Origin of the sequence: Vibrio methylphosphonaticus, from assembly GCF_023634655.1 — a bacterium.
Lineage (GTDB): Bacteria > Pseudomonadota > Gammaproteobacteria > Enterobacterales > Vibrionaceae > Vibrio > Vibrio methylphosphonaticus.
The window spans coordinates 327,558-343,370 of record NZ_JAMKMS010000002.1 but is presented as its reverse complement, the minus strand read 5'-3'; the positions used below and the strand labels follow the sequence as shown (position 1 = coordinate 343,370).

Annotated in this window: 13 protein-coding genes; 8 read left to right on the top strand and 5 right to left on the bottom strand. The window is 42.5% G+C overall.

Features of this window, described 5'->3' with window-relative positions:
- Positions 1-167 precede the first annotated feature (167 nt).
- Both M9196_RS03845 and M9196_RS03840 read left to right on the top strand, forming a co-directional pair.
- On the top strand, positions 168-1,259 hold the full coding sequence (locus M9196_RS03845) for an efflux RND transporter periplasmic adaptor subunit (RefSeq protein ID WP_250616203.1): 1,092 nt from the start codon (positions 168-170) through the stop codon (positions 1,257-1,259).
- A 28-nt stretch (positions 1,260-1,287) separates the two neighbouring features.
- Complete coding sequence (locus tag M9196_RS03840) at positions 1,288-4,332, top strand: efflux RND transporter permease subunit (RefSeq protein ID WP_250616202.1); 3,045 nt, start codon at positions 1,288-1,290, stop codon at positions 4,330-4,332.
- Positions 4,333-4,389: 57 nt separating this feature from the next.
- Here the strand turns inward: M9196_RS03840 and M9196_RS03835 are convergent, their stop codons facing one another.
- Positions 4,390-5,133, bottom strand: a complete 744-nt coding sequence (locus M9196_RS03835) for a dienelactone hydrolase family protein (RefSeq protein ID WP_250616201.1) — start codon at positions 5,131-5,133, stop codon at positions 4,390-4,392.
- Positions 5,134-5,362: 229 nt separating this feature from the next.
- Here M9196_RS03835 and M9196_RS03830 point away from each other — a divergent pair, with 229 nt between their 5' ends.
- Positions 5,363-6,472 (top strand): BamA/TamA family outer membrane protein, encoded by a 1,110-nt coding sequence (locus tag M9196_RS03830; RefSeq protein ID WP_250616200.1) that lies wholly within the window; start codon positions 5,363-5,365, stop codon positions 6,470-6,472.
- 102 nt (positions 6,473-6,574) lie between these two features.
- Here M9196_RS03830 and dcuC read toward each other — a convergent pair whose 3' ends face one another.
- Complete coding sequence (gene dcuC, locus M9196_RS03825) at positions 6,575-7,942, bottom strand: anaerobic C4-dicarboxylate transporter DcuC (protein WP_250616199.1); 1,368 nt, start codon at positions 7,940-7,942, stop codon at positions 6,575-6,577.
- 335 nt (positions 7,943-8,277) lie between these two features.
- Here dcuC and M9196_RS03820 point away from each other — a divergent pair, with 335 nt between their 5' ends.
- Complete coding sequence (locus tag M9196_RS03820) at positions 8,278-9,177, top strand: LysR family transcriptional regulator (protein WP_250616198.1); 900 nt, start codon at positions 8,278-8,280, stop codon at positions 9,175-9,177.
- Positions 9,178-9,306: 129 nt separating this feature from the next.
- Positions 9,307-10,086 carry an autoinducer binding domain-containing protein gene (locus M9196_RS03815; RefSeq protein ID WP_250616197.1) on the top strand — a complete coding sequence of 260 codons (780 nt, stop codon included), beginning with the start codon at positions 9,307-9,309 and terminating at the stop codon, positions 10,084-10,086.
- On the opposite strand, the gene M9196_RS03810 is transcribed toward M9196_RS03815, so the two are convergent.
- Positions 10,027-10,635, bottom strand: coding sequence for an acyl-homoserine-lactone synthase (locus M9196_RS03810; protein ID WP_250616196.1), 609 nt, complete (start codon positions 10,633-10,635; stop codon positions 10,027-10,029). The two genes, M9196_RS03815 and M9196_RS03810, sit on opposite strands and share 60 nt — an antisense overlap.
- A gap of 402 nt (positions 10,636-11,037) precedes the next feature.
- On the opposite strand from M9196_RS03810, the gene M9196_RS03805 reads away from it, so the two are divergent.
- Complete coding sequence (locus tag M9196_RS03805) at positions 11,038-12,411, top strand: diguanylate cyclase (RefSeq protein WP_250616195.1); 1,374 nt, start codon at positions 11,038-11,040, stop codon at positions 12,409-12,411.
- 196 nt (positions 12,412-12,607) lie between these two features.
- Positions 12,608-13,501: a LysR family transcriptional regulator gene (locus M9196_RS03800; RefSeq protein ID WP_250616194.1), complete on the top strand. Its 894-nt coding sequence runs from the start codon at positions 12,608-12,610 to the stop codon at positions 13,499-13,501.
- Positions 13,502-13,736: 235 nt separating this feature from the next.
- Here M9196_RS03800 and M9196_RS03795 read toward each other — a convergent pair whose 3' ends face one another.
- Entirely contained in the window at positions 13,737-14,363 is a 627-nt protein-coding gene (locus tag M9196_RS03795) for a response regulator transcription factor (RefSeq protein WP_250616193.1), read from the bottom strand.
- A 475-nt stretch (positions 14,364-14,838) separates the two neighbouring features.
- On the opposite strand from M9196_RS03795, the gene M9196_RS23470 reads away from it, so the two are divergent.
- Positions 14,839-14,973, top strand: coding sequence for a hypothetical protein (locus M9196_RS23470; RefSeq protein ID WP_284677074.1), 135 nt, complete (start codon positions 14,839-14,841; stop codon positions 14,971-14,973).
- Between the two features lie 179 nt (positions 14,974-15,152).
- Here the strand turns inward: M9196_RS23470 and M9196_RS03790 are convergent, their stop codons facing one another.
- Positions 15,153-15,770: a glutaredoxin domain-containing protein gene (locus tag M9196_RS03790; RefSeq protein ID WP_250616192.1), complete on the bottom strand. Its 618-nt coding sequence runs from the start codon at positions 15,768-15,770 to the stop codon at positions 15,153-15,155.
- Positions 15,771-15,813: the final 43 nt, after the last annotated feature.

Sequence of the window (15,813 nt, the reverse complement as noted above, 5' to 3'; positions counted from 1 at the left end):
TAGAAGCGATCCAGTTTTACTTAACAACCTAACCTTAAGGTTGAATTATTGTGTCCATTTTGTTGCTTTTTGCTTGGCTTAATGTACCTTGTACCTTTAAGTAGTTATTGATTTTGTTAGCCTATAATAGTTTTAACTTTTATAAATTTTTATGTTGGGTGGTTGTTATGAAAACTCATTTACGTGTTCTTACTCTGACGGCGCTATTTGGCGTGGTATTGACTGGGTGTAGCCCAGAGCCAGAGGAGAAAGTGGAAGCTCCTGTTGTACGTCCAGTAAAAACAATGGTTATTGGTTTAGAGAACCAAAGCATGATTCGTGAATTTCCTGCACGCGTTTTAGCGTCCGATCGTGCTGAAATGGCATTTAGGGTTTCCGGAAAGGTGGACAGTCTTCCAGCTAAAGAAGGTGATGACGTTAAAAAAGGCACGGTTCTCGCGACACTTGATGATACGAGATTTAAGTTAGCGGTTAGAGATGCAAAAGCGACGTTGCAGCGTTTACAAGCCGATTTTAAACGAGCGAAAGAACTCATTAAAGATAACTTTATTTCGAAAAAAGATTACGAACAAATTCGAGCGGATTTAACAAAAGCTCAAGCTGGCTATGATAACGCGAAAACTCAACTTAGCTACACGAAACTAGTTGCCCCATTCGATGGTTTCGTCGCCCAGCGTAGTATTCAAAACTTTGAAAATGTTGAAGCTAAACAGGTGGTGTTTTCTTTCCAAAATTTAAATACCCTTGAGTTGAAATTTGCCGTCCCAGAAAAACTGGTTAGACAAATTCGCGATGAGCAAGCTGAAAACCCTGTTGAAATCCCAGTCTTTGCATACTTTGACCGTGCTCGCGAAAAACCGTATCCAGTTGAAATCACTGAAGTGTCTTCAAAAGCAGATTCCGATACCCAGACGTTTGAGGTGACAGTGACGCTAGAAGCCCCTAGTGATCAGAATATTCTTCCAGGGATGACGGGTTATGTTACTGCGGATTTCTCAAACTTGAATGAAACGAAAGGTGCGGTTCAAGTACCAAGTACGGCTGTTGTAAGCGATAATTCTCATAATCCTACGGTATGGGTAGTCGGCGATGACAACACCGTTTCTCCTAAGAAAATTGAAGTATCAACAATGGAGGGTGATCGCATTACCGTATTGTCGGGTTTAGAAATGGGAGAGCGCATTGTGACGGTAGGTGTTCCATTCTTGAATGAAGGAATGGAAGTAAGCCTGATGCCAGAAATCGATCAAGCTCAATAACTGTCGACTCAGCGAGAAGAGATGTTTTATGAATTTAGGTGAGTATTCAGTAAAGAATAAAGTCAATAGCTGGTTATTGGTCCTGCTAATGACGGTCGGTGGTGTTCTTGCGTATTTTGAAATGGGAAAGTTGGAAGATCCGGCGTTTACCATTAAAGAAGCTAAGATCATCACCACCTATCCGGGCGCATCGCCAGAGGAAGTCTATGACGAAGTGACGTACCATATAGAAGATGCGGTGCGACTGTTGGGCCAGGTGAAGCGAATCAAGCGTTCAGTTACCCGCGAAGGGCTATCTGACATCACTATCGAGTTTAAAGATGAATACACGTCTGCAGAAATGCCGGGTATTTATGATGAGCTACGACGAAAAATCGCCGACAACAAACATAAGCTTCCTCCTGGAGCCGGTGAACCACAGATTATTGATGATTTTGCCGATGTTTATGGCGGATTTTTAGCGCTAAACGGTGAAGGCTACAGCTTTCGAGAGCTAAAAGATGTCGCGGAAAATCTTAAGAAGCAATTAGTGTTGGTTCCAGGGGTACGAAAAGTATCCATTGACGGTGATCAGCAAGAAGTGGTCTATGTACAAATGTCTCGCACCAAAATGGCGAAACTTGGCATTGACATGGCGACCATTGAAAATCTGTTGCAATCCCAAAACTTAGTGTCAGATTCAGGGCGTTTTCGTGTGGGTCCAGAGTTCATCCGAATCGAGCCTACAGGTAGCTTCAAGCATGTGAGTGAAATTGAAGATCTACTGATTGCGAGTGATGATAGAAAACTCATTCGTTTGGGTGATGTTGCAGAAGTCACCCGTGAGTATAAAGAAGAACCATCAAAACTTATTTACTTCAATGGAAAGCCCTCGCTTACAGTTGGTATTTCGATGCTGAGTGGTAAGAACGTGGTGGAAGTTGGTGGTTTAATCGCTGATAAAATCGAAAGTTTAGAGAATCAAATCCCTCTAGGCATGAACCTTGATATTATCTATAACCAACCTCAAGAAGTAGACGCATCTGTCGCTGGGTTTGTGACCAATACCGTAGAAGCTTTGATCATCGTTGTGGTGGTGTTATTGGCCTTTATGGGTCTGAGAGTTGGACTGATCATTGGTGCGGTTCTCGTGATCACGGTAGCCGGTACGCTGGCTATTATGCATCTTTATGGTATCGAGCTTCAGAGGATCTCGCTTGGCGCCTTGATCATAGCGCTCGGGATGCTGGTGGATAATGCCATCGTGGTTGCCGAAGGCATGATGATACGTATTAAACGTGGCGTGCCTGCAATGAAAGCAGCGGGTGAAGTTGTGGGTGCAAATGGCTGGGCGCTATTAGGCGGCACGGCGGTAGGTATCCTCGCGTTTGCTGCGATTGGTATGTCTCAGAGTAATACTGGTGAATTTACACGCTCACTTTTCTACGTTATTTTGATTTCACTGTCTCTAAGTTGGGTGACAGCGGTATCAACGACGCCGCTACTTTGTGCCCTGCTTCTTAAGAAAGAAGATCGTAAAGAGGGTGAAGAAGAGAAAGACCCGTACGCTGGTGCTGGTTTTGTCATTTATAAGAGTGTTCTTCAATTTGCGCTGAAACAACGAGCACTGACCATTAGCGTTATCCTTGCGATGTTCGTTGCATCGGTATGGGGCTTTGGTTTTGTAAAAAGTGCGTTTTTCCCGAATGCAAATACACCGATGTTCTTTGTCGATGTGTGGGAAGTAGAAGGGAGTGATATTCGCCAAACGCGTGATGACACCTTAAAAGTGGCGGAGTTTATCCGTGAACAAGAAGGTGTTGAATGGACCGCAACCTTCATTGGGGGAGGAGCATCGCGTTTCTCATTAGTTTATACGCCACAAGATACAACAAAAGCGTATGGTCAGGTTATCGTTCGTACTGAGAACCGTGAAATGATCGCTGCACTGCAAGCGGACATTGACAAGTTCATGACGGACAATATCGACAGCATAGAACCTAAAATTAAGAGTTTACGGATTGGTCCTGGACGAGACTCTAAAATTGAAGCTCGATTTGCTGGTCCTGATCCTGCTGTATTACGCGATCTGTCATCTCAAGCTGAAGCCATTATGCTTGCTGACCCAGAAGCAAAAGAAGTCCGTAATGACTGGAGACAACCTGTTAAGTTGATTAAGCCAATTTTCAATGAGCAGGTGGGTCGTCAGTTAGGTATTACACGTACTGAACTTGCGGCTTCGTTACGCGCAGCTAGTGAAGGCTCTCAAGTGGGTATTTATCGTGATGGCGTAAGGTTATTGCCTATTTACTTCCGCACGGACGCAAGCGAGCGCCAAAATGTAGCTCAATTGATGGATGCTCAGGTTTATAGTCCTGTATTAGAAAGAACGGTTCCAATTGCTCAGGTTGTTGTGGCATTTGAGACGGTTTGGGAAGATGCAATGATCCGTGGCCGCGATCGACTAACGACTATCATCGCGTCTGCGAACCCAACGGGTGAGCTCGCTGCACCGTTGTTTGACCGACTGAAGCCTCAGATTGAAGCGATCGAATTGCCACCTGGCTATTCAATGGACTGGGGCGGTGAGTATGAAGATTCTGCTGAAGCTCAAGGCGCGTTGTTTAGCGCAATACCAGTGTCTTTCATTATGATGATTATTGTCGTGGTACTACTGTTTGGTAAAGTGAAACAGCCATTGATCATTTGGATCACTGTACCGCTGGCGATTATTGGTATTACTGCGGGTCTGTTACTTCTTGATGGTGCGTTTGACTTCATGGCGTTATTGGGCGCACTGAGTCTAATCGGTCTATTGATTAAGAATGCGATAGTCCTGCTTGAAGAGATTGACATGCAAGCAGAAGAGAAGCCGGTATACGATGCCATTATCGACTCTTCGATTTCTCGGATGAGACCAGTAATGCTCGCGGCTTGTACGACGATACTTGGTATGATTCCACTACTTGGTGACGTATTCTTTGTCAATATGTCAATTACAGTGATGTTCGGTTTGGGCTTTGCGACTGTTCTAACGCTGGTATTTATCCCGGTAATGTATGCCATTTTGTTTAAGGCTAAAAACCCGGCTTAAATAGTTTGGTTTTTAAACAAAAAGTCAGACTCGTAAGAGTCTGACTTTTTTTTGTGATTATTTTCCTGTTTTAGTGACTAAAAACTCTGAAAACGCCATCCAAGATTTTTTATCTGCGTCCTCTCGATAATTTTTAGAACCAAAGACGGTGAAGGCGTGAGGCGCACCACTGTATGTGATCATTTCGTGAGAGACATTGCTTTCTTCTAGCTCGACTGCTAAATCAGCAAATTGGGACATAGGGATTGCGGCATCCGCGGTACCATGAAGAACCATGATTGGCGCTTTGGTTTGCGCGTAGCTTTGTCCTTTTGGAGTTTGTAGTCCACCGTGGAAGGTGACAAAGCCTCTCGCTGTCATCCCTGCTCTAGCGGACTCTAAAACGGCAGCACCACCAAAGCAATAGCCCATGACAACGGTGTTATCTAGGTTCCCGCCAAGCTTGCCTGCTTCAGCAAGCCCCGCATTCATAAGAGCCTGAAGTTTCGCTCTGTCTTTATACAGTTCACCAGTGTGTTGTTTTTTGTCTTCTACTTTAGTCGGTCTGACGTCTTGGCCAAAAAGATCAACCGCAAAGACGTTGTAACCCATGCTGTTGAGCATCTCTGCTCGTTCTTCTTCGTATTCAGTAAGTCCATCCCAATCATGCACTAGCAGCACAAGGGGAGCGGTATTGTCGATTTTGGCCCAATAACCTTCGTAGGCTTGCCCGTCAAGCTCGTAAATAATGTGTTCTCCCGCGAGTGATAGCGATGAAGTGAGTGTTGATGCGAGTGCCAATCCAATGAGCTTATTTTTCATTATTTTTCCTTATCATAGTAACGTTGCGCTTGTTAATTGAATCTTAGTACGAATATTTAACTCTGTGGTTCAATTGTTTTTGTAATAGAAAAAATTTACCTAATGAAAAGCTATTCAAAAGGGGGGAGACGGTTTTGTTACCTATAGACAGTAGGAGAATGGAAAGGACTACTTTTTTACTGATTTATTATGTATAACAAAGACAGAGTGCAATACATGGATGTAATAAATGGTTTGTAAATTACGTGGTACCTCAATATCAGTACTACTAGGCTTGTCATCATGCGCCTGGGCAGCGGAATATAAAGATCATGTTGATGATAAAAAAGACAAGGTTGAAAGTTCTCGTAAGGCAAGTGGTGAGAAGGAGGGGTTTATTGCTCTCCCAATTCCTATGTCAAATCCTACATTAGGGACGGGTGTGCAGTTACTTGGCTTGTATATGCATGCTAAAGATCCTGAAGCGAAAGCCCACAACGACACATCGGGCATTATAGGCATGTATACGTCGACAGAAAGCTGGCTTGTGGGCGCGTTTCATGATGGGGCGTTGAAAGATGATTCTATTCGATATACCGGGGGACTGTTCCACGGCAACTTGAATTTAAAATATTATGGTGACGGAAACGATCCCATCTTCGCTGACAACCCGCTAGAGTATGGCATGGTAATGAGTGCTGTCATGCTGCGTGCGTTATTCAAACTCGGGCAATCTAATTGGTACCTTGGACCGCAGTATAATTATATGCAGACGGAAATTAGTTTTGACCAGTTTAATGATTTTTGGCCGGAACCTGAAGATGTAAAATCTGGAGGGGTAGGAGCGGTACTGCACTTTGATACTCGGGATGACAATTATTATCCAACTACGGGCTGGTTTTCTCAGTTTAGCTATATGGACTATGGGAAACAGTGGGGAGGAGATGGTGATTATGCGATGAGTAAGTTGGCGGGCAGTAATTATACCAGTGTGCTAGAAAATGTAGTGATAGCGTCGAAAGTGACGATGGAGTTGAGTGGTGGAGACGTTCCATTCTATGAAAAGCCAACGTTGAAAATGAGGGGCTTTAATCATGGCCGTTATCGAAACGACAACATCTTACAAGGGCAGCTTGAAGGTCGCTGGATGTTTAAGCCTAGATTTGGACTAGTCGCTTTTGTTGGGTTAGGAAAAACGGCAGAATCACAGCAAGATATTTTGCGTCAAAGCACCATTGTGACTAAAGGATTAGGCTTTAGATGGCAACCAGTCGAGCAAAAGAAAATGAACATTCGAGTCGATTATGCAAAAGGGCCTGAAGAAAATACGGTTTACCTTTCGGTTGGTGAAGCATTCTAGACGTTTGTTACATTACAAGTGTTACATCACAAGTTATGCCATAAACAAAAAGGGAAGCTATTGCTTCCCTTTTTAGTATTCGTCGTAGTGTTTTCGGAATGATTATGCTGACATTGGTACCAAAACCATCGTACCGATAATCACGGTGACCAACCCGGCAATGACCGGTACAGAAGTACGTTTAACCACTTCAAATGGTGAGATATTACCCATCCCTGAGGTTGCAACGATAACCCCAGAAACCGGTGAAATAGTACGACCAAGGTTAGAAGCTTGTAGCATAGGAATGATTAAGAAAGCTGGGTTAAGACCCATTTTCGCAGCCAAAGAGGGAGCGAGTTCAACGAAGGCGTAAAATGGCGCATTACCAGAGCCTGTCGCAATCGCCGCGGCGACAGTCAGTCCAGTAAGAATAAGCATCAATGCAACGCCGCCAGCGCCAGCTGAGTCCGCAAGGTGAAGTAGGTTATCAATTGCGCCGATAGACATTAAACCTTGCGCAAACACACCAGCAGCCACCAACAACATCACTACGCCTTTAAATGCATCTGCCATCCCTTGGTAGCAAGACTCAAGATCTTCTAGCGTCTTTTTACCATTAAACCTTTGCGTGATGAAGTTAATCACCGCACCAATAAAGATAGATCCAACGACTATGGTGTAGATATCGAGAGATAAGCCCGGAATCGTGCGACCATTAAAAAGAAAAACGCCAATGATTGGTAAGAATGGAAGTAGGCAGTAGTACGCTGGTGCATCGACTTTCATCTCAGAGACGTCAACACGCTCCATGGGTGTGTTTTCTTTTTGATCTAAGTATTTATTCCAGAAGAATGCGGCGGCGGCCATGACAATGATAGCGCAAATAGACACTGGTAGTACTGTTTGCACCGCAAACACGTCGAGCGCTAACCCAGACTTCTCGGCGGCAATGACGACATCGCCAGACGTAGGAGAAAGGATAATAGCGGCAGGAGAGGCACACACTGCCACGGCAGCAGGACGAGAGATCCCCATTGCTGTCATCATTGGGAATAGCGTTGCCATAAGCAATACGCCAAGACCCGTCGCAGAGCTTACGGCGAGAGACATCAAGCAGGCTACGATATATGCCGCGACCAATAATACATAGGGTGATTTGATGAATGACAATGGTTTAGAAAACTGTTTAACCACTACGTTATTGGCGCCAATATGAGTCATGTAAGAGGCAAAACCACATAGCAGCATGATTTGCATACCAAGACCGCCTCCACGATATTGGAGCATATATTTTACGTATTCGAGAGAGTCCGTGACCATATTGCCCGTTGAAGCGATTTTGGACGGTAATACGGTGTGACCCAATATGCCAGTGAGTAAAAGCAATGCAATACCAGCGGTTAACAAAACACCTGCGGGTTTGTAGCCCTTAACGATGAAATAGCCGACCGCTATCGTCACTATTAAGCCAATCAGTAGTTCTAACATAATGGTCCTTTTATTCAGTTAAAATACGCAACAATTTATTTCTAAATGTGTCAGAAAATGTACAGGAAATTGATTTGTGGCACGACAATTACCTAGCGAAGCGATGATCTAAAACAATAAATTAGTTTGGATGAAAACTGCAGGTTTTTAACCTGTACTAATAGTGTTGAGTAGGTGTTAATTTCATATTAATCGCAACATGAAAAAGTTTAGCAATGGTCACGTTGGCTGGTTTTTGACCGCTTTTGGTAGGCCGTGTATGAAGTGTGATGTTTCAGTTGCAAATTTTGCTAATCACGACAAAATCACTTCATGCTCTCAAAGGAATCGTCGATATGTTGCACCCTTCTGTTAATTTGCTAGATGTCCGCGCGTTTGTTCTTGTGGCAAACTTAGGTAACTTCACTAAAGCGGCTGAAGCGCTAAAAGTATCGAGATCTCACGTATCGAGGCAAATCCAATCACTTGAGAAAGAGATGGGGGTGAGTTTGTTGATACGTACTACTCGTACGATGAAACTGACCCAAGCCGGCAAAGCTTTACTGGCAAGCTGTGACAGTGCATTACATAGTATTGATCAGGCAGTTCATGCCGCAATCGATGATATCGATACGGTTAAAGGACGTCTGAATATTAATTGCGTGGGCGGCTATATTGGTGAGGAGTTGGTCGCTCAGTATTTGTCAGAGTTCTCGTTACAGTATCCCGACGTATCTATTGAGTTAGATTTCTCTAGTCATCGTGTTGACCTACTTGAGGAAGAGTTTGATATTGCGATAAGAATGGGCGACCTACCCGACGCGAATTATGTTGCTAGGCACCTGATTGATATTGAAATGCTGACGTTGGCGAGTCCCAATTATTTGGCAAAATCGGCCGTTGTTGAGCATCCTAGAGATTTAAAGCGACACAACTGTTTAACTGGATCTGTGACCAAGTGGCAGTTTGTTCATCGTGATAGCGAAGAAAAGTTAGAAACGACAATCCATGGGCGCTTGAATTGTAAAAACGGAAGGGTGCTAGTGAACAGCGCGAAATTGGGATTAGGGATCATTCGAGTACCAGCAATGTATTGCCAGCCAGAAGTTGACTCTAAGCAACTCGTGCCTGTATTTGACAAGTGGGGAATCAAGCCAGTGCCGCTGTCATTAATCTATCATCGAGATCGATACCAACCTAAACGCATTAAAGAGTGCGTGGCCTTTTTAAAAACTCGTTTTGAGTCTGCTCTGTAAAGCGCATCTGATTGTATTTTCTTTGTATGCACGTTATCTTTGTTCAATTAGCCGCATATCTCGGTTTATATTGACTAGCTCTATCATTTTGACTAGTTCTATACTTTAACTTAGAGCAATTTAAATCACGTGTATTCACTAGATAAAATCAATCAAATCTTAAAGCGAAATCTAACAGAAACAGAGGAATTTAGTTTAGACAGTCTTAACAAAAAATTGTATGAAGTCACGGATGTACTAGATTTTGAACATTTTTTATTCGCAGTTTCTGTCCCAGTGACGTTAATGCGAGCGGAAAATGTTGTTCTAACTAATCAGCCTATCAATTGGCGAGAGTTTTATGAAAACCATGAGGTGATGTACTTCGACCAAGTGGTTTTGCATTGCCGGAATAGTACGGCACCCATTTTGTGGAATGATGTGAGTAAAAACGGACCACGCGAGAATAAAAATGTGGTGAAGTTAGCATCAGACTTCGGGTTAGGAGATGGGATAACCGTGCCGTTAAGAGCCAATTTTGGCTGTTTAGGTTTACTGAGTTTTTCTAATCGAAAAAATTCGGCTTTGTTGTCCAATGAATCGACTCTTCTGGCTACTTATGTTGGAAGTTTAGTTGCCGACTATATTAATGACGTTAGGCGCGTGGTTTGCCAGCAACAAACTGGGTTCGTTGAATCCAATCTAACGTTGCGAGAGCAAATCTGTTTAGCGTGGGTCGCAGAGGGTAAGAGTTCATGGGAAGTATCACAGATTATTGGCTGTTCTGAAAGAACCGTTAACTTTCATATTCAGAATGCGAGTGAAAAGCTCAATGCTTTCTCTCGCACTCAGGCAGTGTCAAAGGCGTTGTTAACTGGCTCGATCGAACCGATGTTGGTTTATCGTAGTGTTGGCAAACCAGTAGCGTAACGCATCATCCACAGGAACGCGCAGTGCAACGCTGCGTGTTGTGTCGAGTAGATGTACTTTTCCATCCCCAATTCGACAACTCGGAATGCCAATTTTTCTCATGATGCGCTCTATTCCGGTTGATGTGAGCGTGACGTATTCCGAATAGCCTTGTTCAATCGCATATTGGACCACAAGATAAAACAGCATCGATGTAAAGTTAATATGGCTAGCTTGTTTAGCTATTTCTCGATCGACGGCAAATCGAGTCAATTCTACAATTGATTTATCATTAAACACTTCCCCTTGCAGTAGATCCGGAAACGTATTGTTTAGCATGTAGACGCCGTTTGTCTGCAAAAGTCGCCAGCATGCTGCGACCTTATTACCATACTCGATGATGATGTATTTAGAGTCTGGACGGTCGTATTCGTCGATATCGAGTTGGCCTTGAGTTTCGATAGACCATTGTAATCGTTCAATAAATACGTCATAGCGCAGTCGGTGCATTTCCATTTTCTGCTTTTCGGTTAGTTCGGTATAAGTGCAGATAGTAATGATTGGTTCCATAGGATGTCCTCTTGGCTAATGAACCAACGAGGTTATCGGTCTAGGGACGTTTACATAACTGATAGATTGCTCAGCTTGTTTTTTTGAAAAGTAACATATGTCAACCTGTCATTTTCTGCAGTTTCTTAATTTGCTTATAAGTGTAAAACTACACATAGGCTCTGTAGACCTTTTAAAAACAACGTCAGAACATAGATTCAATGATTAAAATATAGTCACACTCGGCTAGGTGACTCTCGGTTTACAGAGCTTCTCTCTTTCTCCCCTTTTAAGCATCTCTTTTTAAACATTATTCACTATGTTTGAGTTGTTTGACTTCGCTGAAATCGAGATAATACTTAACTAACTGCTTTTGACCGTTGTCGGTCATTCGCTAGGACTTAAGTTAATTATCGGATGAGTATGCGCAGACTGAAAAAGAATCATACGGCAATTGTCTTGAAGGCGGTGTTGCTGTCTCTTGGCATCTATCTGCTTGTGCTGTACAAAGCAGCGGATAAACTTGTCGACAATGAAGTGGCGAAGTTTCATCTAGTAACGAAATCAATTTCGGATTATCAGTCAACAATCTACTTGCTCGGCGCATTGTTTGAAGCCGAAATCGCAGCCAAACAACATGACGAATTGCAAGGACCCTACCTGACGGTAGGTAAAGTCTACTCCGCCGACGAACATAGTGAACTCACAAGAAATGAACGCATTGTCAGTATCACCGCGAGAAATTTGTTTCTTCGTATGCCAGAGATCGTGAGTGTAGAGCAAATCCTTTACTATTACCGTTCGTATGAAGGTAAAAAGATCATGTCAACGCACTCGTTTGAGCAAAAGAGTGCGACTTATGAATCGGTTTTTTCTCGAAAAACGTGCATTGTCTCTTTAGCTTGTTCGAAGTTTGCCAGTGAGCGCGATTTAGAGGACAGACTCATTGTTTCCAACATTTATCTTGATGACATAACGCATCAGCCGATAATAACGATATCGAGTCCGGTCTATTTTCAAAACGTGATGATCGGGGATGTTAATGTTGATGTTTACCTAGATAAATTCCCATTTTTAGCCGACAAAGAGTACATACCCCAATCGAATGCGGAAGGGCGGCAAGTGTTCGTGGAAGATGTACGTTATCCGTTTCCCACTCACGCATACTCTGCCGATTACCTCGCTGATGAGGATTTATTGGTTACCTATCGAGTTCCATACAGTAAAATTGTCATTGATAATGGCTGGCTCCTTGTCGGGCTGCTTATTATATTTATCTACCTATTGAATAAACTAGAAGAGCTTCAGATTAAACGTGCGAAGCTATCGCTAGCGGAAGTCGCCATTCTTAAGGATGAGCTCACTAGCCTCTATAATCGAGCCATATTGAAAGATAGCGCCTTAAAGTACGCGATGGAAAAGAAGGGTATTACAGTCATCGCCGTGGATGGCGATAAAATTAAAGCCATCAATGATAATTATGGTCATCATGTTGGTGATGAAGCGATTATCCACATCGCGGAAAGTATGCGGCGATGTTTTAGAGAGAGCGATTATCTGATTCGTAGTGGGGGTGACGAGTTTATTGTCATTTTGCCTGGTTGCTCTTTGGCAGCGGCAGAAAAATTAGCAGAGCAACTTTGTTATGAAGCGGCATCTAAACCATTTGGATCGGATGGACTGACGTTGAATATAAGTGTTGGCGTTAGTGAGCTTCGAGAAGGCGAGTCACTACAAAATGTGTTGAAACGAGCGGATGCGCGACTTTACTTGGCGAAAGAAGGCAAATACTCATGACTAGTGAGCAAGGCGGGATGGGGCATTCGTTTAAACCATTGATCCATTTAAAACATTGATCTGTTTACACCGTTGATCCGTTTACACCATGGATTCGTCTAAATACCAGATTGGTTAAGTTAACCGTTTCATATAAATAACAGATCCATTTAAATAATGGATTCACTTAAATAATAGTAATCAGAGGATACGTTAATTGCATAAAGAACATGATTTTAACCTATTGAAAGTGTTGGTTATGATCTACCAATATCGAAGCTTAACAACGGTAGCCGCTCATCTGGGGAAAACCGAAAGCGCCATCAGTAAACATTTGTCTAAGCTAAGAGAGCAATTGAAAGATCCCCTGTTTGTGCGAACAACAGACGGCTTTGAACCCACACATTACTTAGAGAGAATTATTCCAGGTATCGAGCAAGGGTTGAAGTCTGTCGAGCAAGCTCTGTTACACGGTGAAGAATTTGATGCGGCAAACTATGAACAACCTATCAAGTTGGCGCTCTACAATGTCTCACTAGAGCATCTTGGCGACCCATTGTACCGCGAGATTCGACAGGTTTTCCCAAAAGCGATGATTGAGTTGAGCACCTGGAGAGACAGTACCTATCAAGATTTAGGTAGTGGGAAAGTCCATTTAGGCGTTCAGATATTTAACGAAGATTGCCCTAAGTCCATTTATCAAACCAACTTATTTCACATTGAAATGGGGGCCTTGGTTGGACGTCAAAGTAACATTCAAACGTGGCAGGACGTGTTTGAGCATCCGAGTATCTTTTTTGAAGTTAGGGGATGGAATGATATTCACCATCGGTTAATTAAGCTTATGGCACAGAATAATTTAAATCTAGATTATCAGTTGAAATTGGACAACCTGACGGCAACTTATAACATATTAAAGTCACACAATTATTCGGTGTTGTTAGCGAAACATCTGGTGTTAGACTCTGAATTTCGATTTATCCCATTTCCGGAAAACATACAGCCTCATACGCCTCTCGTTGCTTGCATGAAACAAAGCAATAGGCAAAGTCCGCTACACATGCTGCTGCATCAAATTGTAAAAAAGGTACTGATTACACCGAGCGATTAAAATTGTGACGCTATAAGCTAAGACGTGTTAACTAAGCGAGAAGTAACAATTAAGCGGGGAAGTAATAATTAAGCGGGTAGGTTATAACTAGACGGATAAGTAATAACTAACCATGACGCAACTAATCATGACGCTGAAGCTTAGGGTGCATCCGTGCACTATCGGCGTAGCTTAATTGCCTATGGTTAGCTTTCAAGGACATGGTTTTTAGCAGTAGAGCTCGTTAGCGGAGGTTTTAGCTAGCCAGACGTATTTCACATTCGACTACATCATGAGAGTTGACTAATTCTACAATAGAATTCGCTTCGTATTTATCTAAAATACGGGACTTGTAGGTGCTAATGGTCTTGGCACTTAAAGATAGAAACTCTGATATTTGTTTGTTGGTATAGCCTTTTTTCAAGTAGTTGAACACCACCGTTTCACGTTGTGATAAAACAATTTTTCTGTTGCGAACTTTATAGTCCGTTTTGAATAGATTGTATCCACGCATAACGCCACTAATCGCGTCGCGGATCAGTGCAGGATCTTCAGATTTGCTAATATATCCATTTACACCCAATTTATAGGCTGTCTCTGAGTAAATAGGGTAGCCGTAACTTGAAATAAAGATCGCTTTCCCGCGATACCCTGCCGCAAATGCTCGACGCATAAATTCAAACCCATCGGCCTCAGCTAGATTGACGTCGAGTACGATTAAGTCAATGCTTCCTCCTTTTACCAGATCTAAAGCAACCTGAATGTCAGAAATCTGATGAACTAAGTTGATATCGTCAATGCTTGAGACAATGCGTGAAATCGCTTCCCTTACTAAAGGAAAATTATCGATAACGAGGCAGTCTTTTGAGTGTGAGCGGAGCATTCGCATTACCTTGTTGAAAGTAAGAGGTTAAAAGAAAATCAAATTGGGTCCTTCACTCATAGTGCTGCATGACAGTTGCAGGATAATTCTGATGTCCATTACAAAAATTTGACCGTGGAAAGTATAAGTAACAATACGGTGAAAGTGTGGAATGGTCGAAATGCCAATATGGAATAGGATAAAAATTAAGATTAAATATTATATTTCAATACTTTAAACAAAGTCACATCATGCTTTTAATCGTGTTGATAACAAAGTTTGATTGACGATAATAATGAGTTTAGCGTAAGCAAACGAGAGAGAGAGTCAAAAATTCAAAGGAGAATACGTCAATAAATTGCGTCACTGGTCATTCAATATTTGCAAGGTAACAACCCTGATTACATTAAAAGTGTGATCTATGTCTTGTGTTTTTTCAAATTAGGTATAGAATCGCGCTGAATTGAAAACTATTGATAGATTAGTGAGAATAATCATGGGTTATGAATTAGGCGCTGTGTACGTAAGTCAACTTGCCGCCAAAAAAATGATTGATGACATGCTTTATGGCAAACCACAGCCAAAGAAAAAGTCATTTCTCAAGCGAATGATGAAAAAGCTAAGTAAGTAAAAAATCGGAATTACCATTAAAAAAGCTCGCATAACGCGAGCTTTTTTAATTATCCGTGAATAAGATTGCGATTATAAGCACGAGCCGATTGTTTATTCATACGTACGTTTACACATGCGTGCATTTATCCATACGTACGCTTAGTCATGCATATTTTTAGTCATACGTGACAGCGCAGGTTAAGACGCGGATTTTTCATTAAAATTTACCACATTGCTGTTGCTAGAGGCGATAGGTTGCTTTGCTAGCCATAGCTCTAATTGGTCAGCGCCACCAATGTACTCGCCGTCCATCCAAATTTGCGGCACAGTGACCGGTGTTTTCTCGCCGATATGAGCTTTGACTTCTGGGATCATTCGATACAATGCGGCACTGTCTTTAACGACATCGTGATACTGAAATTCAATTCCGGCGTCGTTGAGAAGTTGTTTTGCTTTGACACAGTAAGGGCAGGTTTCTTTACCAAAAACAATAGATCCGGTTAGTTCATCTTGCTTAGTCCATTCTTGGATTATGGATTGAACCAATACACCACGGTTTAATGCTTCCCCTTGGCTAATCACTTTGCCTTCGACCATGATAATAGGGGCATGCCAAGCGCCAACTTTTAGCGGTTCCCACCAGTTAGATAACCAATCTTTCACTTCCAATTCAACGGGCACACCGTCTAACTCGTGTGCGAATGTATCGTTAAGTATATCTTTAGTTAAGGTGCATTCACCGCAGGGAATGGAAACTTTAAATGGTCCCCAGCTCCCAGCCCAACGATATAGAGTTACTTTGATTGGCTTTGCCATGATTATCTGCCTCTTAACGGTATTTATATGAGTTCAAGAACGT

Coding starts and splice junctions, on each gene's coding strand:
- M9196_RS03805 (WP_250616195.1), top strand. CDS start 11,038: ATGCGCAGACTGAAAAAGAATCATACGGCAATTGTCTTGAAGGCGGTG.
- M9196_RS03830 (WP_250616200.1), top strand. CDS start 5,363: ATGGTTTGTAAATTACGTGGTACCTCAATATCAGTACTACTAGGCTTG.
- M9196_RS03790 (WP_250616192.1), bottom strand. CDS start 15,770: ATGGCAAAGCCAATCAAAGTAACTCTATATCGTTGGGCTGGGAGCTGG.
- M9196_RS03840 (WP_250616202.1), top strand. CDS start 1,288: ATGAATTTAGGTGAGTATTCAGTAAAGAATAAAGTCAATAGCTGGTTA.
- M9196_RS03820 (WP_250616198.1), top strand. CDS start 8,278: ATGTTGCACCCTTCTGTTAATTTGCTAGATGTCCGCGCGTTTGTTCTT.
- dcuC (WP_250616199.1), bottom strand. CDS start 7,942: ATGTTAGAACTACTGATTGGCTTAATAGTGACGATAGCGGTCGGCTAT.
- M9196_RS03845 (WP_250616203.1), top strand. CDS start 168: ATGAAAACTCATTTACGTGTTCTTACTCTGACGGCGCTATTTGGCGTG.
- M9196_RS23470 (WP_284677074.1), top strand. CDS start 14,839: ATGGGTTATGAATTAGGCGCTGTGTACGTAAGTCAACTTGCCGCCAAA.
- M9196_RS03795 (WP_250616193.1), bottom strand. CDS start 14,363: ATGCTCCGCTCACACTCAAAAGACTGCCTCGTTATCGATAATTTTCCT.
- M9196_RS03835 (WP_250616201.1), bottom strand. CDS start 5,133: ATGAAAAATAAGCTCATTGGATTGGCACTCGCATCAACACTCACTTCA.
- M9196_RS03810 (WP_250616196.1), bottom strand. CDS start 10,635: ATGGAACCAATCATTACTATCTGCACTTATACCGAACTAACCGAAAAG.